The sequence below is a fragment of the Streptomyces sp. Alt3 genome (genome assembly GCF_030719215.1).
GTDB lineage: Bacteria > Actinomycetota > Actinomycetes > Streptomycetales > Streptomycetaceae > Streptomyces > Streptomyces glycanivorans.
Genome location: NZ_CP120983.1, coordinates 260,821 through 281,876, shown reverse-complemented (window position 1 = coordinate 281,876; position 21,056 = coordinate 260,821). Strand labels below are relative to the sequence as shown.

The 21,056-nt window shown below is 71.0% G+C and carries 21 protein-coding genes; 9 read left to right on the top strand and 12 right to left on the bottom strand.

Going from position 1 to position 21,056, the window contains the following annotated elements:
- Positions 1-56: 56 nt before the first annotated feature.
- A complete protein-coding gene (locus P8A20_RS01350) occupies positions 57-521 on the top strand; it encodes a cupin domain-containing protein (RefSeq protein WP_147961516.1) in 465 nt (154 codons plus the stop codon).
- Positions 522-693: 172 nt separating this feature from the next.
- On the opposite strand, the gene P8A20_RS01345 is transcribed toward P8A20_RS01350, so the two are convergent.
- Together P8A20_RS01345 and P8A20_RS38600 are read right to left on the bottom strand one after the other, a co-directional pair.
- Entirely contained in the window at positions 694-2,184 is a 1,491-nt protein-coding gene (locus P8A20_RS01345) for an NHL repeat-containing protein (RefSeq protein WP_371934429.1), read from the bottom strand.
- A gap of 233 nt (positions 2,185-2,417) precedes the next feature.
- Positions 2,418-2,501: a putative leader peptide gene (locus P8A20_RS38600; RefSeq protein ID WP_315985996.1), complete on the bottom strand. Its 84-nt coding sequence runs from the start codon at positions 2,499-2,501 to the stop codon at positions 2,418-2,420.
- A gap of 238 nt (positions 2,502-2,739) precedes the next feature.
- Between P8A20_RS38600 and P8A20_RS01340 the strand changes: the two genes are divergently transcribed.
- From P8A20_RS01340 to P8A20_RS01330, 3 genes are all read left to right on the top strand, one after another.
- The gene (locus tag P8A20_RS01340; RefSeq protein WP_147961515.1) at positions 2,740-3,498 is read left to right on the top strand and encodes an IclR family transcriptional regulator; all 759 of its coding nucleotides are present in this window, start codon (positions 2,740-2,742) and stop codon (positions 3,496-3,498) included.
- A 213-nt stretch (positions 3,499-3,711) separates the two neighbouring features.
- Entirely contained in the window at positions 3,712-5,091 is a 1,380-nt protein-coding gene (locus P8A20_RS01335) for an alpha-amylase (RefSeq protein ID WP_306102670.1), read from the top strand.
- 195 nt (positions 5,092-5,286) lie between these two features.
- Positions 5,287-6,258, top strand: coding sequence for an adenosine kinase (locus P8A20_RS01330; protein ID WP_306102669.1), 972 nt, complete (start codon positions 5,287-5,289; stop codon positions 6,256-6,258).
- Between the two features lie 40 nt (positions 6,259-6,298).
- On the opposite strand, the gene P8A20_RS01325 is transcribed toward P8A20_RS01330, so the two are convergent.
- Entirely contained in the window at positions 6,299-7,168 is an 870-nt protein-coding gene (locus P8A20_RS01325) for an alpha/beta fold hydrolase (RefSeq protein ID WP_306102668.1), read from the bottom strand.
- 98 nt (positions 7,169-7,266) lie between these two features.
- Between P8A20_RS01325 and P8A20_RS01320 the strand changes: the two genes are divergently transcribed.
- Together P8A20_RS01320 and P8A20_RS01315 are read left to right on the top strand one after the other, a co-directional pair.
- The gene (locus tag P8A20_RS01320; RefSeq protein WP_147961512.1) at positions 7,267-7,674 is read left to right on the top strand and encodes a winged helix-turn-helix transcriptional regulator; all 408 of its coding nucleotides are present in this window, start codon (positions 7,267-7,269) and stop codon (positions 7,672-7,674) included.
- Positions 7,675-7,838: 164 nt separating this feature from the next.
- Positions 7,839-8,729 carry an endo alpha-1,4 polygalactosaminidase gene (locus P8A20_RS01315; protein WP_147961511.1) on the top strand — a complete coding sequence of 297 codons (891 nt, stop codon included), beginning with the start codon at positions 7,839-7,841 and terminating at the stop codon, positions 8,727-8,729.
- 122 nt (positions 8,730-8,851) lie between these two features.
- Here the strand turns inward: P8A20_RS01315 and P8A20_RS01310 are convergent, their stop codons facing one another.
- From P8A20_RS01310 to P8A20_RS01300, 3 genes are all read right to left on the bottom strand, one after another.
- Positions 8,852-10,117: an arginine deiminase gene (locus P8A20_RS01310; protein ID WP_306102667.1), complete on the bottom strand. Its 1,266-nt coding sequence runs from the start codon at positions 10,115-10,117 to the stop codon at positions 8,852-8,854.
- Positions 10,118-10,186: 69 nt separating this feature from the next.
- Positions 10,187-11,641 carry a basic amino acid/polyamine antiporter gene (locus P8A20_RS01305; protein ID WP_147961509.1) on the bottom strand — a complete coding sequence of 485 codons (1,455 nt, stop codon included), beginning with the start codon at positions 11,639-11,641 and terminating at the stop codon, positions 10,187-10,189.
- Between the two features lie 172 nt (positions 11,642-11,813).
- Complete coding sequence (locus tag P8A20_RS01300; RefSeq protein WP_306102666.1) at positions 11,814-13,829, bottom strand: heavy metal translocating P-type ATPase; 2,016 nt, start codon at positions 13,827-13,829, stop codon at positions 11,814-11,816.
- Between the two features lie 97 nt (positions 13,830-13,926).
- Here P8A20_RS01300 and P8A20_RS01295 point away from each other — a divergent pair, with 97 nt between their 5' ends.
- Together P8A20_RS01295 and P8A20_RS01290 are read left to right on the top strand one after the other, a co-directional pair.
- Entirely contained in the window at positions 13,927-14,313 is a 387-nt protein-coding gene (locus tag P8A20_RS01295) for an ArsR/SmtB family transcription factor (RefSeq protein ID WP_147961507.1), read from the top strand.
- Positions 14,314-14,404: 91 nt separating this feature from the next.
- On the top strand, positions 14,405-15,412 hold the full coding sequence (locus P8A20_RS01290) for an MsnO8 family LLM class oxidoreductase (protein WP_306102665.1): 1,008 nt from the start codon (positions 14,405-14,407) through the stop codon (positions 15,410-15,412).
- Positions 15,413-15,415: 3 nt separating this feature from the next.
- Here P8A20_RS01290 and P8A20_RS01285 read toward each other — a convergent pair whose 3' ends face one another.
- The 3 genes from P8A20_RS01285 to P8A20_RS01275 all read right to left on the bottom strand — a co-directional run bounded on the left by P8A20_RS01285 (position 15,416) and on the right by P8A20_RS01275 (position 16,903).
- Positions 15,416-15,802 (bottom strand): DUF2267 domain-containing protein, encoded by a 387-nt coding sequence (locus P8A20_RS01285; protein ID WP_147960795.1) that lies wholly within the window; start codon positions 15,800-15,802, stop codon positions 15,416-15,418.
- A 176-nt stretch (positions 15,803-15,978) separates the two neighbouring features.
- Positions 15,979-16,170, bottom strand: a complete 192-nt coding sequence (locus P8A20_RS01280; RefSeq protein WP_306102664.1) for a DUF6381 family protein — start codon at positions 16,168-16,170, stop codon at positions 15,979-15,981.
- A 112-nt stretch (positions 16,171-16,282) separates the two neighbouring features.
- Positions 16,283-16,903, bottom strand: a complete 621-nt coding sequence (locus tag P8A20_RS01275; protein WP_147960731.1) for an L-threonylcarbamoyladenylate synthase — start codon at positions 16,901-16,903, stop codon at positions 16,283-16,285.
- Between the two features lie 295 nt (positions 16,904-17,198).
- On the opposite strand from P8A20_RS01275, the gene P8A20_RS01270 reads away from it, so the two are divergent.
- Complete coding sequence (locus P8A20_RS01270) at positions 17,199-18,248, top strand: hypothetical protein (RefSeq protein ID WP_306102663.1); 1,050 nt, start codon at positions 17,199-17,201, stop codon at positions 18,246-18,248.
- A 104-nt stretch (positions 18,249-18,352) separates the two neighbouring features.
- Here the strand turns inward: P8A20_RS01270 and P8A20_RS01265 are convergent, their stop codons facing one another.
- The 3 genes from P8A20_RS01265 to P8A20_RS01255 all read right to left on the bottom strand — a co-directional run bounded on the left by P8A20_RS01265 (position 18,353) and on the right by P8A20_RS01255 (position 20,866).
- Positions 18,353-18,949: an HAAS signaling domain-containing protein gene (locus P8A20_RS01265; protein ID WP_147960732.1), complete on the bottom strand. Its 597-nt coding sequence runs from the start codon at positions 18,947-18,949 to the stop codon at positions 18,353-18,355.
- Entirely contained in the window at positions 18,946-19,320 is a 375-nt protein-coding gene (locus P8A20_RS01260; protein WP_147960733.1) for a PadR family transcriptional regulator, read from the bottom strand. Before P8A20_RS01260 ends, P8A20_RS01265 begins: the two co-directional genes overlap by 4 nt.
- Positions 19,321-19,504: 184 nt before the next feature.
- Positions 19,505-20,866 carry an FAD-dependent oxidoreductase gene (locus tag P8A20_RS01255; protein ID WP_147960734.1) on the bottom strand — a complete coding sequence of 454 codons (1,362 nt, stop codon included), beginning with the start codon at positions 20,864-20,866 and terminating at the stop codon, positions 19,505-19,507.
- Between the last annotated feature and the right edge of the window lie 190 nt (positions 20,867-21,056).

Genomic DNA, 21,056 nt, shown 5'->3' with positions numbered 1-21,056 from the left:
CGACTTCGACGAACCGGTCACCCCGAGTGGGGACCGTGTCGTGAGGAGGCAGAGACATGAGCATCGCCCTCGTACGCAACCCAGGCGACGGCCAGGACTTCCGCTACTACGACAACGTCATCGAGCAGGTGGCGACCAACGGCGAGACTGGTGGAGCGGTCAGCGTCATGCGACTGACCGTGGGCCGCGAGGACGCGCCCCCACTGCACACCCACAGCCGGGAGGACGAGAGCTGGGTGGTCCTCTCCGGCCGCGTCCGCTTCTGGGTCGGATCGACCTCACTCGACGCGTGCGAGGTGCACGACGCCGAACCGGGCGCCTACGTCTACGTGTCGCGACTGGTCCCCCACACCTTCCAGACCATCACACCGACCGCAGAAGTCCTCGTCATCAACAACCCCGGGGCCATCGAAGGCCTCTTCCACTCGGTCGGCCCCGCCGACGCGCGCGCCGACGCCGAGCACACCGACCTCGTGTCCGCCTACGGGATCGTCAACCACGGCAACCCGCCCCCCGCCTGAACGCCGATCCGGGGTTCGACGCCCACGGAGCACACACTGCGGATCAGCACCGGCCGCTTCCGGCGGTCCTCACCACCGCCGCCGCGGCTGGACGTTCCTTCGGTGAAACACGTGGGGAGGAGCGGCCGAGTGTGCCGTGGCGGGCAGTGGCCCCCTGCCCGCCACGGCACACTCACCGCGCGGTGATGCGCAGCACCCCCGTCACGGTCCCCTGGAGGTAGGCGCCGTCCGGTGCGACGGTGCCCGCCATCTGGAGCGTGTCGTACAGCGACCCCACCCCGACCTTCGCCGAGCGGGTGACCCGTCCGTCGGCCGGGTCGATCTGCACATAGCGAAAGGGGTCGAGGAGGCTCGTTCCCCTGGTGCCTGGGATCAGCGGATCGCGCACCACGGTGTGGAGCAGCCCGTCCGCCGTCGACAGCTTCGGAACGGCCGCCGAGCGCAGGGCGTTGTCCCACACGAGCGAGCACCCCGAGCCGTCCGCCCGTACATCCACCCGGGACAGGCCGCCGGCGAAGTCCGCGGAGGCCGGGACGCTGTCTCCGGCACCCTCGGGGACTGCGGGGTAGGGGTAGCCGTAGGTGCCCGCGACGAAGACGCTGCGGCCGACACCCACCGGGGAGTTCTCGCTGCCGGGACCGTTCGCCGCCGCGAGGACCGGTACCGAGCAGACGTCCGAGCCGTCGGCCGTGCGGTACACCTTCAGGTTGGCGGCCCTGTCGGCGTTGTCGACGACGGCGACGTACTCGGTGCCCTCGGCCGGACCGAAGAACGTGGGCGTGGATCCGCTGCCCCAGCTCAGCAGACCGGGCTTGCGGGCCGAGCCGCGGTCGTACGCCTTGCGCCAGAGGATCTTCGGCGCACCGTCCCGCGAGCCCAGGAGGTAGGTGGCGTGGGTGGTGGTGACGGCCGTCCCCTCCGGCGCCGTGGAAATACTGTTGGCGACCCGCTCGCCGGCAGGCAGCGTGAGGGCCTTCACCGTGCCCGTGGTGTCGTCGGCCGTGCCGACCACGCCGCCGCCGGTGGCGAACCAGACACGGCCGTCCCAGTCGGGTGCGAGACCCGTGACCGCGTCGCCCTCGGGTATGACGGAGGCCAGCGACAGGCTCCGGTCCACCGTCAGGCTCCAGCGGCCCTCTCCGTCCCGGTGGTGCCCGACCCGGAGCAGACTGCGGCTTCCGTCCGCGACGACCAGCCGGTCCTGGTGGTCGATGTAGGCGTAGACCCCACCCAGCAGCGAGCCCTTGGTGAGTTGCAACGTGGTCAGGGACGACCCGTCGTCCGGATCGAGCAGATGGACCGTGGGCACCTGGCCGAAGATCGGTGTGCACAGGGCGACGGGATAGCCGTCGGCCCCGACGAGGACGGTCGGGCAGGCCGAGGCCAGTGCGGTGCGTGAGGACGACAGGGTGCCGGCACCGGGCCCGGCCAGTGGGGTGGTGTCGGAGGAGCCGGTGTCGCCGTGCATGGTGGCGGTGCCGTCGGGACCGGCGTACGGATTGTGCGGAGGCGTCGGGCCGAAGGACGCGGGGGAGACGGCCGAGGCCGAGCCTGGCGCAGCCGATGACGAAGGCCGCCAGCAGCGCGCCGACGGGCCTCCAGCGGGTGGCCCGGCGGGGAGCGGAGGAGAGGATGGGCACGGCGAGACGGTCCTTTCCGGCAGGGAGTACCAGGAGGGCAGGGGTGGAGGGGCCGGCCACCCCGCGATCCGAGGTACGCAGGCCCACCGGCGAGCAGCCGCGGGTGACGGGGACAGGGCCGCGAGCAGCGTGGAAGCAGCGCCGTGAGGAGGCGACGGGGCCCGAAGACGGCACCGGCCGATCATGCCCGGACCTTCACCACGCGTGGGGGCGGGAGCCGGTGCGGGCAGAGGGTGCCGGGCACCCGTCCGCGGTGTCAGCCCGCGCAGAGACAGAGAGCGCCGGCGGTACGCACGAGATCGACGTGGCGTCGACGCGTGAGCTCCTGGCAGCGCTTCATGCGGGTGATCCAAGCAGTACGGCTGATGTCGGGTCAAGACCCGTCCCACGCAGCGGGGTTCATCACCGCTCGGCGGCTTCGCGCGCGCACGCGCCGGTGCGCCGGCCGAGTCCGCCCCGGGGCGCCGGCACCGGACTCGTCATGGACGGCGGTCGCTCCGCAGTCCGGCCGACCCGGAATCATGGGTGCGGGGCGCCGTACCAGGAACACGCCCCGGAGACACGACCGGGAGGACCCCGTGGCCGACCCCAAGAACTACATCATCGAGTCGTTGGACACCGGGCTGCGCCTGATGCGCCTCTTCCTCACCCACGACACCCTGTCGGTCACCGACGCCGCCAGGGAGCTGGACGTGGCCCGTTCCACCGCGCACCGCGTGCTCAGCACCCTGGAGTCGCGGGGCTTCGCCACCCGGGACGGCTCGGGCAGGGGCTACTCCGCAGGGCCCGAACTGGTCACGCTGGGCCGCCCGGCCGGTTATGGACCCGAGATCAGGGCCCGCCTGCAGGTCGTCCTGGACGCGGCGGCCGACGCCACCGGAGAGACCGTCAGCACCGCCGCGCTCATCGGCGACCAGGTGATCATCACGGACGGCAGGGAGTCCCCGCACGCCGTGCGCGCCGTTCTGGAGGCCGGCCGCGCACACCCCGCGCACGCCACCTCGGCGGGCAAGGTGCTGCTCGCCCGGCTGACCACCGAACAGGTCTGCGCGCTCTACCCGGAGGAGCGGCTGCCCGGTGTCACCGGCCTCACCCTGGTCTCCCGTTCGGCACTGCTCTCCGAACTGGCCGGTATCCGTGCCCTCGGCCGCGCCGACAGTGCCGGCGAGTCGGTGCCGGGGATGAACACGGTCGCCGTGCCTCTCGCCGGAAACAGCTGGCGTGACCGGCTCGCCCTTATGGCGTCCATGCCGGCCGACCGGGGCGGCGCGCCCGAACTCGACCGCCACGCAGCGGCGTTGCGGGCCGCCGCAGGGCTCCTGCCGCCGGTCTGCTGATCCGCGGCGGCCCTGCGGCTGATTCCGCCGACTGGCCGCCGACACCGTATCGGTGACGACGCATCACCTTGCGCAAGAATCTGAAAGAGCTTGCAGAAGTCCTTGACGACCGCGCAGGGGGAGCGGCAGGCTCCCAGAAGTTCCCCCCACGACAGCCTGGCGCGTGGCTGTCTTCGAGGGCACAGCAGTGCCCTGTCGTCGAAGGAGCCGCACATGCAGTACCGATTCCGCCTCATCGGCGGAACGCTGGCCGGAGCCCTCACCGTCGCCGGTCTCACGACCCTCGCCCCCTGGCAGTCGCAGGCGACACCGCCCGGCGCGAAGACCGTCACCGTCACCATGTTCGAGAGGCCGTACGCGGACGTCGCGTCCGCCTGCACCAGCAGGCTGGGCCCCGCCGGCTACGGCTACGTGCAGGTGTCACCCGCCGCCGAGCACATCCAGGGCGACCAGTGGTGGACCTCGTACCAGCCGGTCAGCTACCGGATCGCGGGCCGTCTGGGCGACCGCGACGCCTTCGCCGCCATGGTGGAGACCTGTCACGCCGCAGGCGTCAAGGTCATCGCCGACGCCGTCATCAACCACATGGCCGCCGGGTCGGGGACGGGTACGGGCGGGACGGCCTACACGAAGTACGGCTACCCCGGGTACTTCGAGGACGCGGACTTCCACACCTGCCGCACCGACATCAAGGACTACACGAACCGCGACGACGTGCAGAACTGTGAACTGGTGGGGCTCTCCGACCTGGACACGGGCAAGGAAGAGGTCCGGTCGACCATCGCCGCCTACCTCGACGACCTGCGGTCCACGGGCGTCGACGGCTTCCGCGTCGACGCCGCCAAGCACATGTCCGCCGACGATGTCGCCGCCGTCAGGGGGAAGATGAGCGACCCGGGATTCTGGGTCTCGGAGGTCATCCACGGGGGCGGCGAAGCCGTGCAGCCGGAGGAGTACGCCGGAATCGGGGACGTCGACGAGTTCCGCTACGGAGGCCACCTCAAGAGTGCCTTCCAGGGAGGTGACATCGCCCAGCTCAAGTCCGTCGCCGACGGCAAACTGAGCAGCGCCTCGGCGCGTACGTTCGTCGACAACTGGGACACCGAACGCAACGGTTCGACGCTGACCTACAAGGACGGCGCCACCTACCTCCTCGCCAACGTCTTCATGCTCGCCTCGCCGTACGGCTCGCCGAACGTGTACTCGGGATACGAGTGGTCGGACAAGGACGCGGGTCCGCCGAGCGGCGCCGACGGCTGGACGGACATACACGCCGAGCAGGCGGTGACCGGCATGGTCGGCTTCCGTAACGAGGTGGGTCCGGCCGAGCTGACCGACTGGTGGGACAACGGCGGCAGCGCGATCGCCTTCGGCCGCGGCGACAAGGGATTCGTCGCCGTCAACAACGGCGACGGAGCACTGGCCGAGACCTTCACGACCTCCCTGCCCGGCGGAACCTACTGCAACGTCGCCGCGGCCTCGCCGGACGACTGCGACGGCAACACCGTCACGGTCGGCGACGACGGAACCGTCCAGGCGGCGGTGCCTGCCCGCGGGGCCCTGGCACTGCACACCGGAGCCCGGACGGGCTGAACCGGCCACGGACCACGGACCCGCGACGCGCAGGACGACGCACACTTTGTCCTGCGCGTCGCGGGCGGACCGGCCCACGGGGCCGGGAACACCGGCACGAAGGGCAGAACCGAAGAGCCGAACCGAACAGCTGAACCGAAGAGTTGAACCACAGAGCTGAACCGGAGAGCCGAACCGAGAGGCATGAACACCTCCATGCACCAGCAGACCGACGTGCTCGTCCTGGGCGGCGCCGGCGTCGACACCATCGTCCACGTTCCCGAACTGCCGCTCCCGTACGCCGACAGCTACATGATCCGGCCCGGCATCGAGACCCGCGCAGGACAGAGCGGGGACTTCGTCGCTCTCGGGCTGCACGCCCTCGGCCTGCGTACCCACCACCTCGACATGATCGGCGACGACCACGAAGGGGACCTTGTCCGCGCCCTGCACCGCGACCGGGGCATCCCCCTCACCGAGGCTCCGCAGTCGAGGGGCACGAAGCGCGCCGTCAATCTCGTCGGTCCGGACGGGCGGCGGCTGTCCCTGTACGACGCCTCCCGCGGGCACGACTCGGACCGGTTCGACGAGTCGACCGTCCGCCGGCTCGTCGCGGCCAGCCGCCACGCGCACGTCGTCATCACACAGCCGTGCGCCTTCACGCTCCCGGTGCTGCGCGAGGCCGGCGTGACCGTCTCCACCGATCTGCACGACTGGGACGGTGTCGACACCTACCACGAGGCGTTCGCCCTTCAGGCGGACATCGTGTTCCTCTCCACCACCGCACTGACCGACCCCGAGCGCACCATGCGGGACATCGCCGGACGGGGCAGGGCCCGGATCGTCGTCGCGACCGCGGGCGCCGACGGTTCGTACCTGCTGTACGACGACGAGCTGACGCACACAGCGGCCGTGACTCCGCCCGCCCCGGTGGTGGACTCCAACGGCGCCGGCGACGCCTTCGCCTCCGGGTTCGTCCTCGGCCTGCTCAACGGCGAGGACCCCCGGCGCTGCGCTCTGCACGGGACGGTGGCCGGTGCCTACGCCTGCACCGTGCCCTCGTCCCGCACCGATGCCATCGGGCGGGACGAGCTGCTTGCCCGGGTGGCCGAGGTCGAGACGGAGCGGGCGGCAGAAGGTATGGGGACGACCAGCGGCCCTGTGCGGGGAGCGGGCGGCCTGTCCTGAGGACGGCCCGCCGTCGCCGGCACTTGCTCCGCCGCAGGCCTCAAGCGAGGAACGGGCGCACCAGTCCGAGGAGCGCCTCGGGCCGGTGCAGCGGGATGATGTGGCCGCAGTCCTCGATGACATGACCGGTCAGGTCGTCGGCGTGCGGCCGCAACTGCTGTTCGAGAGCCCTCCCCACAGGGTGGGCTCCGACGGTCAGGGTGGGCACCCGCAGCCGGGCCGACTCCACCGCCCGCTGGATCTGCCCGGCGGTCTCGGGCATGGCGCGGTAGTACTCGAACGCGCAGCGCAGGGCCTCGGAGCCGTTGTACGCGCTGACGAAGGCGTCCCGTTCACCCGCCCCGACCCCCCGGCCCAGGGTGCCCGCGTCGAGGAACCAGTCGATGTAGGCCGCCTCGTTGCCCGGCAGCACGGCCTCCGCGAGGCCCGGAACCGAGTGGAGGCCGAACCACCACGGCGGCCCTCCCGCGAGGAACTCGCCGGCGCCGGGCAGCGTGCCCAGGAGCGACTCCATCAGGACGAGGCGACGGACCCGCGCGGGACTGCGCATGGCCATGAGGAATGCGGGCGGGGTGCCGAGGTCGATGGCGATCACGTCCGCCGACGTCTCGCCGAGCGCGTCCAGGAGGGCCAGCAGGTCCTGGGCGACGGTCTCACCGTCGTAGCCGTCCGCAGCACGAGAGCTGGCACCGAGACCCCGAAGGTCGGGGGCGATCACCCGGTGCCGTTCGGCCAGGTCGCCCATGACACGGGTCCACAGCCGCCAGGTGTGCGGGAAACCGTGGACCAGGAGCACGGCGGGCCCCCGGCCGGCGGTCGCCACGTCGAGATCGATGCCGTTCACCCTGACGCGGCGAAGCTCTACCTCCGGCGTCGGACCTGCGGAGCCGGGGGATGAAGGGACGGGCATGAGATGCCTTTCATGGTTACCAATGGTGACAACAAAACGATAGGTAAGTAACCTGAAGCGGCCAAGACCGCACTTTTCCCTCAGGTGGTGAGCTTCAGGTGACCCCTCCGACAGCGCGTACGCCCAAGGGCACACGCGGTGACCTGTTCGATCCGGAGTGCCCGACGCGGCGCCTCCTCGACCGGGTCGGTGGCAAGTGGACGTCGATGGCAGTCAAGGTGCTGGCGGAGGCGGCGCCGGACGAGGTGCGCTTCGCCGAACTGCAGCGGCGCATGGCCGGCGTCTCGCAGAAGATGCTGTCGGTCACGTTGCGGGAACTGGCCCGTGACGGTCTCGTCAGCCGCCGCGTGGAACCCACCGTGCCCCCGCGTGTGTTCTACGGGATGACCGAGCTCGGCCTGTCGCTGGACGCTCCGCTGGCCGCGGTCCGCCGGTGGGCCGAGGAGAACATGGCCGAGATCGACCGGGCCCGACAGCTCGCCGACGAGCAGGCCGCCGACTCCTGAGAACGGGCCGCTCCCGCTCCTGCGACCGGCCGGCACAGCCCCCCTCGGCCGCTGTGCACGCCCCGCACCTGCGGTGATGTGCGCCCCGGGTGACGGGACTCCGCAGCCGTGGCGGAGGATGGGGGTGGATCATCATCCTGGATCCCTGACATCTGGAGATACGTGTGGCCGGCCGTGCCCTGTCCCTGTTCTTTCGTCGTCGGCGCGCGGTCGCCGGCATGGCGACGGCCCTCGTCCCCGTCCTCGGGGCCGGCCTGCTGACAGGCTGTGCCGGCACAGGCGGGGACACCGGCGGCGACGAGCCCACGCGCGCGACGAGCAGTGCCGACATCCTCCTGCCGACGGCCGGGATGCCGTTCGACTACCAGATCGGCGGCGGCTACACGCCGCCCGAAGGGGTGCGTGCGATCTCCCGGGACCGGGAGGACGATCCTGCCTCCGGTCAGTACAACGTCTGCTACGTGAACGCCTTCCAGACGCAGCCCGGCGCCCTGAAATGGTGGCAGGACACCCACCCGGACCTGCTGCTGCGGGACGGGGACGGGGAGATGATCATCGACGAGGGCTGGGACGAGGCGCTCCTGGACACCTCCACGGCCGACCGGCGCACCCAGCTGGAGGAGATCGTCGGCGAATGGATCGACGGCTGCGCGGAGAGCGGATTCCAGGCGGTGGAACCGGACAACCTCGACTCCTTCGAGCGGTCGAAGGGGAAGCTGACGCAGGACGACAACGCCGCGTTCGCCCAGGCACTGGCCGAGCGGGCGCACGCTGACGGTCTGGCGATCGGGCAGAAGAACACCACCGATCTTCTCGACAGGCACGAGGAGATCGGCTTCGACTTCGCGGTGACCGAGGAATGCGCCCAGTTCGACGAATGCGGCGACTACGCCGACGCGTACGACGACCGTGTCTTCGCCATCGAGTACGAGGGCGAGGGCGATGTGGGCTTCGACGAGAGCTGCTCCAGCTGGGGCGACAGGATCTCCCTCGTCCTGCGGGACCTCGACGTACTCCCCGCCGGCGAGAAGGGGCATGTCTTCCGGACCTGCTGAACTCCGCGGCCCGGAGCTCAGCCGTGGGGTTCCTCCCGCGCTGCGCCCGGGCCCGGCCGCAGGCGGGCGGGACGGCCGGTGGCGCCGGGTGCTGACACCACCTCAGGTCCGCGGAGCTGCGCTCAGAAGTCCACCGGCTCACGGATGAGCGGGCATGTCATGCAGTGCCCGCCGCCTCGGCCGCGCCCCAGCTCGGCGCCGACGATCGTGATGACCTCGACGCCCGCCGCGCGCAGCAGGTCGTTGGTCTGCGTATTGCGGTCGTACGTGAAGACGACGCCCGGTTCGAGTGCGACGGCGTTGTTGCCGCTGTCCCACTGCTGGCGTTCCGAGGCGTACACGTCACCGCCGGTCTCGATCACGCGCAGGGCGGGCAGGCCGAGGCTCCTGGCCACGACCTCGGTGAACGGGCGTGAGCCCTCGTCGACGACCTCCACGCCGGGTGAGCGGTCGCTCGGCCGGAGCGAGAACGTGTGGACCGCGTCCATGATCTTCGGGTAGAGGGTGACGATGTCGCGGTCGGCGAAGGTGAAGACCGTGTCCAGATGCATGGCCGCCCTGAGTTTCGGCATCGCGGCCACGACTACGTGCTCGGCCGCACCCTGGCGGAACAAGGACGCCGCGACCTGGGTGATGGCCTGCCGCGAGGTGCGTTCGCTCATTCCCATGAGGACGACGCCGTTCCCCACCGGCATGATGTCACCGCCCTCGAAGGTGGCCTGGCCCCAGTCCAGTTCGGGATCGCCCCACCACACCTTCGCCCCCGAGAAGTCCGGGTGGAAGCGGTAGACCGCCTTCATCAGCAGGGTCTCGTCGTGGCGCGCCGGCCAGTACAGGGGGTTGAGCGTCACCCCTCCGTACAGCCAGCAGGTGGTGTCGCGGGTGTACAGCGTGTTCGGCAGCGGCGGCATCAGGTACTCGCGCGCGCCGGTCGACTCGCGGGCGAGGGCGACATAGCCGGACCGGTAGGCCTCGGGCAGGTCGGTCGTGGCCATCCCGCCGATCAGGTACTCGGCGAGCTCCCGTGGCTCCAGCGACTCCAGGAAGGCGCGGGCCGGATCGACCAGTCCCACACCGACCTCGTTGGGAGTGATCTTGCGGTCGAGCAGCCAGGACCTCGCCGTGGGGTCAGCGAGCGTCTCGGCGAGCAGGTCGTGCAGTTCGACCACCTCGACGCCGCCCTGGCGGAGCTTGCCGACGAAGTCCGCGTGATCACGCCGGGCGTTGTCCACCCACATCACGTCGTCGAAGAGCAGGTCGTCGGCGTTGGTCGGGGTGAGCCTACGGTGGGCCAGACCGGGGGAGCAGACCAGCACCTTGCGCAGTCGGCCGACCTCGGAGTGGACGCCGTGCACGGGAGGCGTCTCCACGGCGGAGGAGTTCGTCATGCGGGCTGCCTTTCGGTCGCGTCCGCGGTGCCCACCGTCGAGGGGCCGGGCAGGCGCGGGACGAGAGCTTCAGAGACTGATCCACCCGGATGCCAGGGCGATCACGCCGACCACGGCTCCGGCGATCGAGAGCGCGCAGATGACGAGTTCGGCCGGGGAGAAGACCCGCCGCCCCTGTTCCCTGCGGGCCATGGCGAAGAGGATCGTGGCGGGGGCGTAGACGATGAAGGAGACCAGGACGAATTTCAGCCCCGCAGCGAAGAGCAGGAACGCGGTGTAGACGGTCGCGAGGAGGCTCACGACCAGGTCGCGTCGGCGCCCCTCGCCCTCCGTGAGAGCGTCGGGCCGCACCATGACCTTGACCGCGAACGCAGCGGCCAGGAGGAACGGGATCAGTGACAGGGAACTGGTCAGGTCGAGGGCGAAGTTGAACGCGTCGTCCGAGAAGAGCGTGATGACGAGGACGGCCTGTGACAGCAGCGTCGTCATCAGAAGCGCCGGCACGGGCACGTCCGCGGCGTTGGAGCGGCGCAGGAAGCGCGGCATGTCGTCGTCCCCGGCGGCGACGAAGAGCACTTCGGCGGCCATCAGGGTCCAGGCGAGATACGCGCCGAGGACGGACACGATCAGGCCCACGCTCACGAAGACCTGCCCCCAGGTACCGACCGCCTCCTCCAGGACCGCTGCCATGGAGGGCTGGCGGAGGTCGGCGATCTCAGCCATCGGCATGATGCCGTACGAGACGATGGTGACCGACGCGAAGACGGCGAAGACGCTGAGGAAACCCAGGACGGTGGCCCTGCCGATGTCCTCCCGGCGCTTCGCGTGGCGTGAGTAGACGCTGGCGCCCTCCACCCCGAGGAAGACGAAGACCGTGGCCAGCATGGTCCCGCGGACCTGGTCGAACAGTGACCCGGCGTAGTCCGCGCCCCCGAAGTTGGCCGCGAAGATCTGCACGTCGAGGAAGAACAGGGCCAGGACGACGAAGACGAGGATCGGAACCACCTTGGCCACGGTGACCACCCTGTTGATGGCCGCCGCCTCTTTCACCCCCCGGCGGATGAGGAAGTAGAAGGCCCAGAGGCCGCCTGTCGACACGATGGCCGCCAGTACGGTGTCGCCGTCGCCGAGAGCGGGCCAGACGGCGCCGATCGTCGAGGTGATCAGCACCCAGTACGTCACGTTCCCGACGCAGGCGCTCGCCCAGTAGCCGAACGCGGAGAAGAAGCCGAGGTACTCGCCGAACCCCGCCTTGGCGTAGGCGTAGACACCCGCGTCGAGATCGGGCCTGCGTACGGCCAGCGTCTGGAACACGAGGGCGAGCATCAGCATGCCGGTACCGGCGATCGCCCAGGCGATCAGCGCTCCGGCGACACCCGTCTCCTGCGCGAAGCGCGACGGCAGCGAGAAGACCCCGGCGCCGACCATCGACCCGACCACCATCGTGGTCAGGGTGAGCAGGGTCATCTTGACTGCTGCGGTGGCCTCTTCGGGGATGTCGGTCCCGGTTCGGGAGCTGGTCATGAGTTCCCCTCGTCCTGTGTGGATCCGAAGGGGACATTAACTGCATATGGTTTCTGATGCTCTTTTTGCGCGATAGCGGCGGGTTGTCCGGGGGTGCCGGTCTCGTAGCGGGCTCGTCGCCGGTGCGGCCCCTTCCTCCGTGCCCGCAGGCTCTCGGGCGGCGGTGCCGCCGTCAGTCCCGCCCCCGCCGGCCGCCCGTGATGCCCCGCGCGTGCCCCGCCGCGCGACGCCAGGCCGACTCGCGCAGCAGCCGGAGCCCGTTGAGACCCACGATGACGGTCGAGCCCTCGTGCCCGAGGACACCGAGTGGCAGCGGCAGATGACCGACCAGGTCCCAGACGACGAGCGCCGAGATGAAGACGCCGGCGACGACCAGGTTCTGTACGACCAGTCTGCGAGTCGCCCGGGACAGTGCCACCACCGTGGGCACGGCGGCCAGTTCGTCACGGATGACGACGGCGTCCGCCGCCTCCACGGCGAGATCGGAGCCGGCACGACCCATCGCGATGCCGACGTGCGCGGCGGCGAGCGCGGGTGCGTCGTTGACGCCGTCGCCCACGACCAGCACCCTGTGCCCGGCCTGTTCCTGCTCCCGGACCGCCGTCGCCTTGTCCTGGGGCAGTAGTCCCGCCCGGACGTCGGTGATGCCCGCCTCGGTGGCCAGCCGGGCGGCGGCGCGTGCGTTGTCGCCGGTCAGCAGCATAGGCGGGACATCGGTCAGCCGGGCCATGGCGGCGACGGTCACCGCCGCGTCGTGCCGGATGCGGTCGGCGACACCCACTACGCCCACCGGCTCGCCGTCGCGCAGGACCAGCAGCGCGGTGCTCCCGCTCTCCTCCAGGGCGGCGGCCGACGCGGTGGCATCCGCCGACGAGGACGCGTCGGCGTGGCGCAGGAGGCGGAGGGGGGAACCCACCGAGATCACGTGGCCGTCCACAGTGGCGGTCACTCCGGTACCCGGCGCCGAGTCGAACTCCGAGGCCGGGGACAGCCGCAGCCCCCGCTCCCGGGCGGCGTTCACCACAGCGCGCGCCAGAGGGTGCTCGCTGGGGTGCTCCGCGGCGGCGGCCAGGGCCAGCAGTGCGTCGTCGGTCAGTCCGGCCCCGGGCAGGGGATGTACGTCGGTGACGCGCGGGCTGCCCTCGGTGAGTGTGCCGGTCTTGTCCAGCGCCACCGCGTCGGCCTCTCCGAGGCGTTCCATGACGACCGCTGACTTGACGAGGACACCGTGGCGGCCCGCGTTGGCCATGGCGGAGAGCAGGGGCGGCATGGTCGCCAGCACCACGGCGCAGGGAGAGGCCACGATCATGAACGTCATGGCACGCAGCAGACTGCCGGTCACGTCGTCGCCGAAGGCCAGGGGGACGAGGAAGACAGCCAGGGTGGCCGCGACCATGCCGAGCGAGTAGCGCTGCTCCACCTTCTCGATGAACAGCTGGGTGGGAGCCTTGGTGCGGGAGGCCTCCTCGGTCATCGCCACGATCCGGGCGATGACCGACTCCGCCGCGTCCCGCTGCACGGAGACCCTGAGGGTGCCCGTGCCGTTCAGAGTCCCGGCGAACACCTCGTCGCCGGGCTCCTTGGCGGTGGGCAGCGGCTCTCCGGTGATGGTGGCCTGATCGACCTCGCTCGCGCCGTCCAGGACCCGCCCGTCCGCGCCGACGCGCTCGCCCGGCCGGATCCGGATGACATCGCCGACCGCGAGATCCCCGGTGGCGACGCTTTCCTCACCGCCGTCCGCGGTGAGGCGGGAGGCGGTCGTCGGGGCCAGGTCGAGGAGGCCGCGGACCGCGTCCTGGGTGCGCGCCGTGGCCAGCGCCTCCAGCGCGCCGGAGGTCGCGAAGATCACGATCAGCAGTGCCCCGTCCATGGCCTGGCCGATCGAGGCCGCGCCGAGCGCTGCCACGATCATCAGCAGGTCCACGTCCAGGACCTTTTCCCGGAGCTCCCGCAGTCCCGACAGCGCCGGTTCCCAGCCTCCGGCGGCGTAGACGAGGGCGTACAGCGGGCCCCATGTCCAGCCCGGGGCTCCGGCGAGCTGCAGGGGGAGTGCGAGCAGGAAGAGTGCCAGGGCCGCCCCCGCCCATCGGGCCTCGGCGAGCGCCAGGATCCGTGTACGGCGCCGGGGCGCCCGGCCCGAGCCGGTGGAGGCGAGGCGCGAGGGGGGCGGGACGACGGCAGCGGGCATGGGTGAACGACCCCTCACGGGCGGTGGCAACGACGACGCGCCCACGGTGCAGGAATATCTGAACAGGTCTTCATGTGTCATCCGTAGAATGGACGCCATGGGCCACGGACGCGACGAGCAGACCAGCGCAACCACCCGCGAGCGCTTGGACGCGGTGGGGGCGGCGGGTGTCGCGGCAACCCTCCAGGCGCTGGCCACCCCCTCCCGGCTGCGCATTCTGGCGCGCCTCCAGGAAGGGCCCTGCGCGGTCGGCGACCTCGCCGAGGCCGTGGAGATGGAGCCCTCCGCCTGCTCCCACCAGCTGCGTCTGCTGAGGAACCTGGGACTGGTCGCCGGTGAACGCCAGGGGCGATCCATCGTGTACGCCCTGTACGACCACCACGTCGCGGAACTGCTCGACCAGGCCCTCTACCACGTCGAGCACCTGCGCCTGGGTCTGCGTGACGCCCCCGCCGAGATCGCCGCGGCGGCCTCGGGGCGCTGAAGCACCGACGGCGCGGAGATCCCGCAGTCCTCCAGGCGCCGGACCGGCTGCCGCGCGGGAATCCCGGCGGCCCGGCGGTGTTGAACCAGGCGTGAGCTCTCCCATCGCATCGACCCGGTTCTCCTTCCTCGACCGTTCCCGGACCCGCGAGGGACACGACGGCCCGCAGGCACTGCGGGACACCGTCGCGCTGGCGGGCACCGTCGAAGCCCTCGGCTACCACCGCTTCTGGGTGTCCGAGCACCACAGCGTCCCCGGTGTCGCGGGTTCGGCGCCGACGGTGCTCGCCGCCGCCGTGGCGGCGGCGACCTCCACCATCAGGGTCGGAACCGGCGGGGTGATGCTCCCGAACCATCAGCCCTTCGTCGTGGCCGAGCAGTTCGGCGTGCTCGCCTCACTCTTCCCGGGCCGGATCGACATGGGCCTGGGGCGATCGGCCGGCTTCACCGACGGGATCCGCAGAGCCCTCGGGCGTGACAAGCAGGACGCAGGGGCCTTCGCCGGACAGCTGGCCGAGCTCCTCGGATGGCTCGACGGAACCCAGCAGGCCCACCCCCAGGTGCACGCCCACCCCGCCGAGGGGCTGCTCGTCCCCCCGTACGTCCTGGCCACGGGTGAAGGCGCCGCCGTCGCCGCGGCGGCCGGTCTGCCCCTCGTCGTCGGTGATCTGCGCGGCCGCGACAGGCTGGTGCGGGCGGTGGAGGTGTACCGCAACCGGTTCCGCCCCTCCGCGTGGGGCCGGGAACCGTACGTGATCGTGGCCGGCACCGTCGCGGTCGCCGCGACCCAGGAGGAGGCGCGTCGTCTCCTGGTCCCCGAGGCGTGGTCCATGGCGTACTCGCGCACCCACGGTTCGTTCCCGCCCCTGATGCCGGCCGAGCGGATCGAAGCGTCGGTGATGACGGAGAAGGAGCGCGCGCTCTTCGAGGACGGACTGCGCGGGCAACTCGCGGGCACCGAGGACGCGGTGGAGGCCGGCCTCGATGAGGTGCTCGGGGAGACCGGTGCGGACGAGATCCTGGTCACCACCAGCACCTACGACCGCGAGGCGCTGGTGGACTCGATGCGGAGGCTCGCACGGATCGCGGGCCTCCGCTGAGCGTCAGCCGCTGGGGTGTCCGAACAAGAGGTCGTAACCCGGGGGGAGTTGCAGCAGAAGGCGTTGCAGCAGTTCCTCGCCCGAGGCGTCGGCCACGACGCTGAGCACAGCGCTGGTGTCCCAGGCCGCCGTCTGCTCGGTCGCGCCCTCGATCCAGGCGGAGACCGCCCGCACGAACCGCTCGGAGCTGAGCGGTTCAGCGGCCTGCAGGGGATTCAGGAGGATCAGCGCGAACGTCTCCGGCAGCCGGGCGGCCAGCTCGTTCCGTTCCTCGCCGACCAGATGCGCACCGAGCAACGCCAGCACCACCCGTGACGCCCGCTCCGCCTCCGGGACCGAGGGATAGTCGCCACGTTCCTGCACGGCCTCCAGGAACGGCTGCCACCTCATGTACGTCACCGGGTTCCCCTTCGCGGGCGCGGGCGGAGAGCGGGGCGGGGGAGGGGAAGCCCGTGCCCCGCCCTCCGCGTATCCACCGCTGGTCACCTCAGTCCCGGATTAACACGTCACCCGGGTGGCGGCAAACGCAGCCCCCCTCCGCGACACCCGGAGTCGAACGGCGCGTTCTACTCCATCGGGTAGATGTCCCCACTCGCCATACCGCTGACCTGCACGCTCTGGGATTCGAGCCGGTGCGCTTCGTCCTGGAGGCGGCGGCGTTCCGACGGGTCGGAAGCCTGTTCGGCGGCCTTCTCGAGATCTTCGGCCCGGCCGCGCATGCGCCGGAGACGGTCCCGTACGTCTTCTGACTCGCTCATGATCACTCCCTGGCACTGGGCGGAGCGGACCCCTCCACCGAACCAGGCACCCAGGGGTGCGCGCATCTCGGCGGAAGGGCCGGAAGAGCGGAGTGACCGTGCCGGTGGTGTCCTACTCGAACCGGCTCACGTCGCCCGCTCCCCGGCGTACGACCTCGACCTCGCCTCCGGAGAAGTCGATGACGGTGGTCGGCTCGGTGCCGCAGTCGCCGGAGTCGAGCACGACGTCCACGACGTGCTCGAGGCGCTCCTTGATCTCCCAGCCCTGCGTCAGAGGCTCCTCCTCGTCAGGCAGGAGGAGCGTGCTGGACAGCAGCGGCTCGCCGAGCTCGGCGAGCAGCGCCTGCGTGACGGTGTGATCCGGGATCCGGACGCCCACGGTCTTCTTCTTGGGGTGCAGCAGCTGCCGCGGCACCTCCTTGGTGGCGGGCAGGATGAAGGTGTAACTCCCCGGTGTCGCCGCCTTGATCGCGCGGAAGACGTCGTTGTCGACCTGGACGAACTGGCCGAGCTGCGAGAAATTCTGGCACACCAGGGTGAAGTGGTGGCGGTCGTCGAGGTTCCGGATCGACCGGATGCGGTCGATCCCGTCGCGGCTGCCCAGCTGGCATCCCAGGGCGTAGCAGGAGTCGGTGGGATAGGCGACGAGGGCGCCGGACCGGATGCTGTCGGCCACGTTGGTGATGGTGCGGCGCTGGGGGTTCTCGGGGTGGACATCGAAGTACTTGGCCATCCGCCGAGTCTACGGCCTCGCCCCGTGCGCGTTCCGCTTGCGGCGTGCACGGCCCAGGGGCGCCGTGCTCGCCCGGTGCGTCACGGCAGCAGCCCTGTGTCCGCGCGGCAAGTACCCCCGGGGGGAAGCCCGATGGTGCCGGACGCGGTGTGACGGCCCCTGCCGTCCAGGTCGGTGCAGGCGGTCGAGGGGTGCGACTCCGCCTTCCGGCCGGGCGATTGCACGATGGTTTCACCCGGTCGACACTTGTACGTGAAGCTGCCGGACGGGGGTCGATCGAGGATGTGCTCGCACCATGCCCAGTTCGGACCGCGCCGACCACGGGCGTCAGAACCCGGAACACGGACACGAGGGTCCGACCCCGCCGGACCGGGGGCCCGGTGAGAGCCGGTCGGACGTCTTCCTGGACGTCCCCGCCCTCCATGTCGACGAACTGAACCTGGAGGTCGACGACCTCGAAGCACATGTCTCCCTGCAAGCGGAGGTGCTGGACCTCCTCAAGCTGAACGTCGGTGCGGACGTGCGCCTCGGCCGGGTCGAGCTGGACATCGAGGGGGTGGACGTACAGGCACAGCTCAGGGTGCGGCTCCACAACATCGCCGCCATCGTCACCCGGCTGCTGAGCACGGTGGACCGCAACCCGCAGATTCTCGAGCAGCTGACCCGTGGTGTGGGCGAAGCGGCGGAGAACGTCGGGGCCGGCGCGGGCAAGGCCGTGAAGCAACTGGGGGAGGGTACGGGCGCGGCCGTGAGTGATGTCGGGCGAGGTGCCGGTGAGGCGGTCGAGTCGGTCGCCGGCGACGCGGGCACGGCGGTGAAGGGGATCGGCGAAAGTGCGGGGGCCGCCGTCGAGGACGTGGGTGGAAGCGGCGCCCGGGCGGTGGGCGAGGGAGGCGACGTGGTCGGTGAGATCACCGGCGATGTCGTCGAAGGCGCCCCGGACGACGAGGAGTCCGACGGCGCGGAGGACGAGCGTGAATCCGAGCGCCGGCCCGCCCGTCGCCGGCACCGTCCCGCGGAGCGCGACGCACCGAGGCGGAGCAGGAACGGAGGCGCCGACACCGCGAAGAAGGCGGACCCGGCCGCCACGAGGAAACCGCGGGCCAGGCGCGCTCCCGCCTCGGCAGACGCCGCCGCTGCCAGGAAGGCCCCCGCCAAAAGGGCCGCCACCGAGAAGGCCGCTACCAGGAAGGCCCGTACCGGAAAGGCCGCGGCCAGGAAAGCTCCTGCCGGGAAGGCCGTGGCCGAAGCCGAAGCGGCGGCGGAGCCCGCCGCGAAGAAGAGTGTCGGTGTGGCAGGGCGGGCGGCCCGCAAGGTCACCAGAGGTGCGGCAGGCCGCCGCTGACGTACGGCCTGGACGCATCTCCCGCCCCGGGAGCGGCCCGACGAGCGGGCACCGCCGAGGGTGCACCGGATCAACCGGGCCTGCATGAGCCCCGGACCGGTCCGTCAGACCCGCCGGCCTCGCCAGAGCCATGCCGCTGTGCCGATCAGCAGCGCCAGCATCCCCAGGTTCGCCAGGAGGGCCGGGGTGTCACCTGTCGGGCCGCCGCTGGACAGGTTCCAGCTGGCTATCACGACAGTCGGCACGACGGCGCCGAGCAGTACGCCGGTGGTCTTCTGGACGGCGGTCCAGTGCACCGAGGTGCAGAGGAACACCACGCCGGCGATGCGGAACAGCATGCCGAACAGCGGGCCGGGGGACTCGGAGAACACCATGACGAAGGGCAGGGAAAGGGTGAGCATCAGGAGCGGCACCAAAGGGTGCACCTTGCCGCGCCGGACAGGATCACCGGCACCGCCCTCGGCCGGGGCCCCGGCCGGTCTGCTCCCGGCCTCGGCCAGCGCAGTCGCCGCGATCGTGCGGGGATCCCCCAGTTCCGCCAGGATCTCGCCGAGCGTGGCGCCCGGACGCTCGGCACGCGTCACCTCCACGTGCTCCGCGAGATCGGCGACGAGCTCCTGGCGACGGTCGGGCGGAAGCGCCGAGGCCTCACGTTCGACAGCGGAGAGGTAGTCGCGTACGGGGTCGGCAGGGGTCTTCATGCGTGTTCTCCGGTGGACGAGGGCGGGGTGGACAGGAAGGCGTCGACGGCGTTGCGGAAGCCGGGCCAGACACGGGTGAACTCGTCGAGCGCGGCTCGGCCGCTGTCGGTGAGCGCGTAGTAGCGGCGGGGTGGTCCGGCGGCGGACTCCTGCCAGGTGGTGGTGACCAGGTCGTCCCGCCGGAGCCGGGAGAGCAGCGGGTAGACCGTGCCCTGGCTCGTGGCCAGGGCGCCGGAGCCCTCCAGGGCCTGGAGGAGTTCCACGCCGTAGCGGGGGCGGTCCCGCATCAGGGCGAGCACGCAGTACTCCAGGACACCCTTGCGCAGCTGGGCGGCTGCCCGGGCCTGCTTGGTCGAATCACCAGGTTCCATGCGATGCAAGATACCTGGTCCGGCAAGGGTTTGGTCAAGGGGGTGCCGCTTCCTGGCGCGGTGGCGCGCTCCGGCTGACCTTCGGTCCGCGGAACGCCTCAGGATCCGCTCACCGCCCGGGCAGCACCGCGCCCCCGGGGCCGTCCTCGACGGAGGGCTCCGGGGGCGCGGGTGTCAGTGGTCGTCAGGCTCCGGACGCGTCCAGCATGGCCGTGCGCTCGACCACCTTGATGCGCTCGCGACCCTGCTCCGCGCCGAGTGCCTGCTCGTGGGCGTCCAGGCGGTGCCAGCCCTCCTTGGTGGTGTACCGGACACCACGCTGCTCCAGGAAGTCGACGACCGCGTCGGTGCCGGGCTGCGCGGGGGCGGGCAGCCGGCCGGCGGCGTGGTCCTCCAGCACGCAGGCCACGGTTTCGTTGGCGTCGCCCTTGGTGTGCCCGATCAGGCCGATCGGCCCGCGCTTGATCCACCCGGTGACGTACACCGAGGGCATCGGCTCGTCACCGGTCAGTACGCGTCCCGCCGCGTGCGGGACGGTGCCGGAGACCACGTCGAAGGGGAGCTTGGGGAGCTCCTCCGAGTAGTAGCCGACCGCGCGGTAGACGCTCTGCACGTCCCAGTCGGTGTGGCGGCCCGTGCCCTTGACGTTGCCCGTCCCGTCCAGCTCCGTGCGCTCGGTGCGCAGGGCGACGACGCGGCCGTCCTCGCCGACGACCTCCACGGGGGACTCGAAGAAGTGCAGGAAGAGCTTGTGGCGGCGGTCGCCGACGTCACGGATCGCCCAGTTCTCCAGCGTGGAGGCGACCATGTTGGCCTGCTTGTTCTCCCGCCGGGTGGCGATCGAGCCCTCGTCGTAGTCGATGTCCTCGGGGTTGACGATGACCTCGATGTTCGGCGAGTGGTCCAGCTCGCGCAGTTCCATCGGGCTGAACTTCGCCTGGGCCGGTCCGCGCCGCCCGAAGACGTGCACCTCCAGCGCCTTGTTCGCCTTGAGGCCGTCATACACGTTCGCGGGAATCTCGGTCGGGAGCAGCTCGTCCGCGGTCTTGGCGAGGATGCGTGCGACGTCCAGGGCCACGTTGCCGACACCCAGCACGGCGACCTTCTCGGCCTCCAGCGGCCAGGTGCGCGGAACCTCGGGGTGCCCGTCGTACCAGGCGACGAAGTCGGCGGCGCCGTACGAGCCCTCGAGCTCGATGCCCGGTATGTCGAGGGCGCGGTCGGCGTCGGCACCGGTCGAGAAGATCACGGCGTCGTAGAAGGACCGCAGGTCGTCCAGGCCGATGTCGTTGGGGTAGTCGACGTTGCCGAACAGCCGCAGCTGGGGCTTGTCCAGCACCTGGTGCAGCGCCTTGACGATTCCCTTGATCCGCGGGTGGTCAGGGGCCACGCCGTAGCGGATCAGGCCGAACGGGGCGGGCATGCGCTCGAACAGGTCGATCGATACGCCCGGCTCCTGGGCGGCCTCGGACTTGAGAAGCGCGTCCGCTGCGTAGATTCCGGCGGGACCGGCTCCGACGATGGCGACGCGGACGGGGCGTGTCATGGAGTGTGTTCCTTAGGGCGGACGAGCGCGGGCAGAGTGCAGCGGGGTAAGGCATGGCTTACTCCGCTGCCCCCACGGTACGGCCTGTGCTCGGGAACCCCAGGCGCAGGGTGGGGTGATATTTCGGTAATAAATGGACGTACAGGCCTTAAGGGGTTCGGAATCTGTGAGCTTCTGTGCGTGGATCGCT

Coding starts and splice junctions, on each gene's coding strand:
- P8A20_RS01260 (WP_147960733.1), bottom strand. CDS start 19,320: ATGGAACCTGGTGATTCGACCAAGCAGGCCCGGGCAGCCGCCCAGCTG.
- P8A20_RS01275 (WP_147960731.1), bottom strand. CDS start 16,903: ATGGCCAAGTACTTCGATGTCCACCCCGAGAACCCCCAGCGCCGCACC.
- P8A20_RS01310 (WP_306102667.1), bottom strand. CDS start 10,117: ATGACGAACTCCTCCGCCGTGGAGACGCCTCCCGTGCACGGCGTCCAC.
- P8A20_RS01285 (WP_147960795.1), bottom strand. CDS start 15,802: ATGAGGTGGCAGCCGTTCCTGGAGGCCGTGCAGGAACGTGGCGACTAT.
- P8A20_RS01300 (WP_306102666.1), bottom strand. CDS start 13,829: ATGCCCGCTGCCGTCGTCCCGCCCCCCTCGCGCCTCGCCTCCACCGGC.
- P8A20_RS38600 (WP_315985996.1), bottom strand. CDS start 2,501: ATGAAGCGCTGCCAGGAGCTCACGCGTCGACGCCACGTCGATCTCGTG.
- P8A20_RS01305 (WP_147961509.1), bottom strand. CDS start 11,641: ATGACCAGCTCCCGAACCGGGACCGACATCCCCGAAGAGGCCACCGCA.
- P8A20_RS01330 (WP_306102669.1), top strand. CDS start 5,287: ATGCACCAGCAGACCGACGTGCTCGTCCTGGGCGGCGCCGGCGTCGAC.
- P8A20_RS01270 (WP_306102663.1), top strand. CDS start 17,199: ATGCCCAGTTCGGACCGCGCCGACCACGGGCGTCAGAACCCGGAACAC.
- P8A20_RS01255 (WP_147960734.1), bottom strand. CDS start 20,866: ATGACACGCCCCGTCCGCGTCGCCATCGTCGGAGCCGGTCCCGCCGGA.
- P8A20_RS01350 (WP_147961516.1), top strand. CDS start 57: ATGAGCATCGCCCTCGTACGCAACCCAGGCGACGGCCAGGACTTCCGC.
- P8A20_RS01265 (WP_147960732.1), bottom strand. CDS start 18,949: ATGAAGACCCCTGCCGACCCCGTACGCGACTACCTCTCCGCTGTCGAA.
- P8A20_RS01280 (WP_306102664.1), bottom strand. CDS start 16,170: ATGAGCGAGTCAGAAGACGTACGGGACCGTCTCCGGCGCATGCGCGGC.
- P8A20_RS01295 (WP_147961507.1), top strand. CDS start 13,927: ATGGGCCACGGACGCGACGAGCAGACCAGCGCAACCACCCGCGAGCGC.
- P8A20_RS01335 (WP_306102670.1), top strand. CDS start 3,712: ATGCAGTACCGATTCCGCCTCATCGGCGGAACGCTGGCCGGAGCCCTC.
- P8A20_RS01325 (WP_306102668.1), bottom strand. CDS start 7,168: ATGCCCGTCCCTTCATCCCCCGGCTCCGCAGGTCCGACGCCGGAGGTA.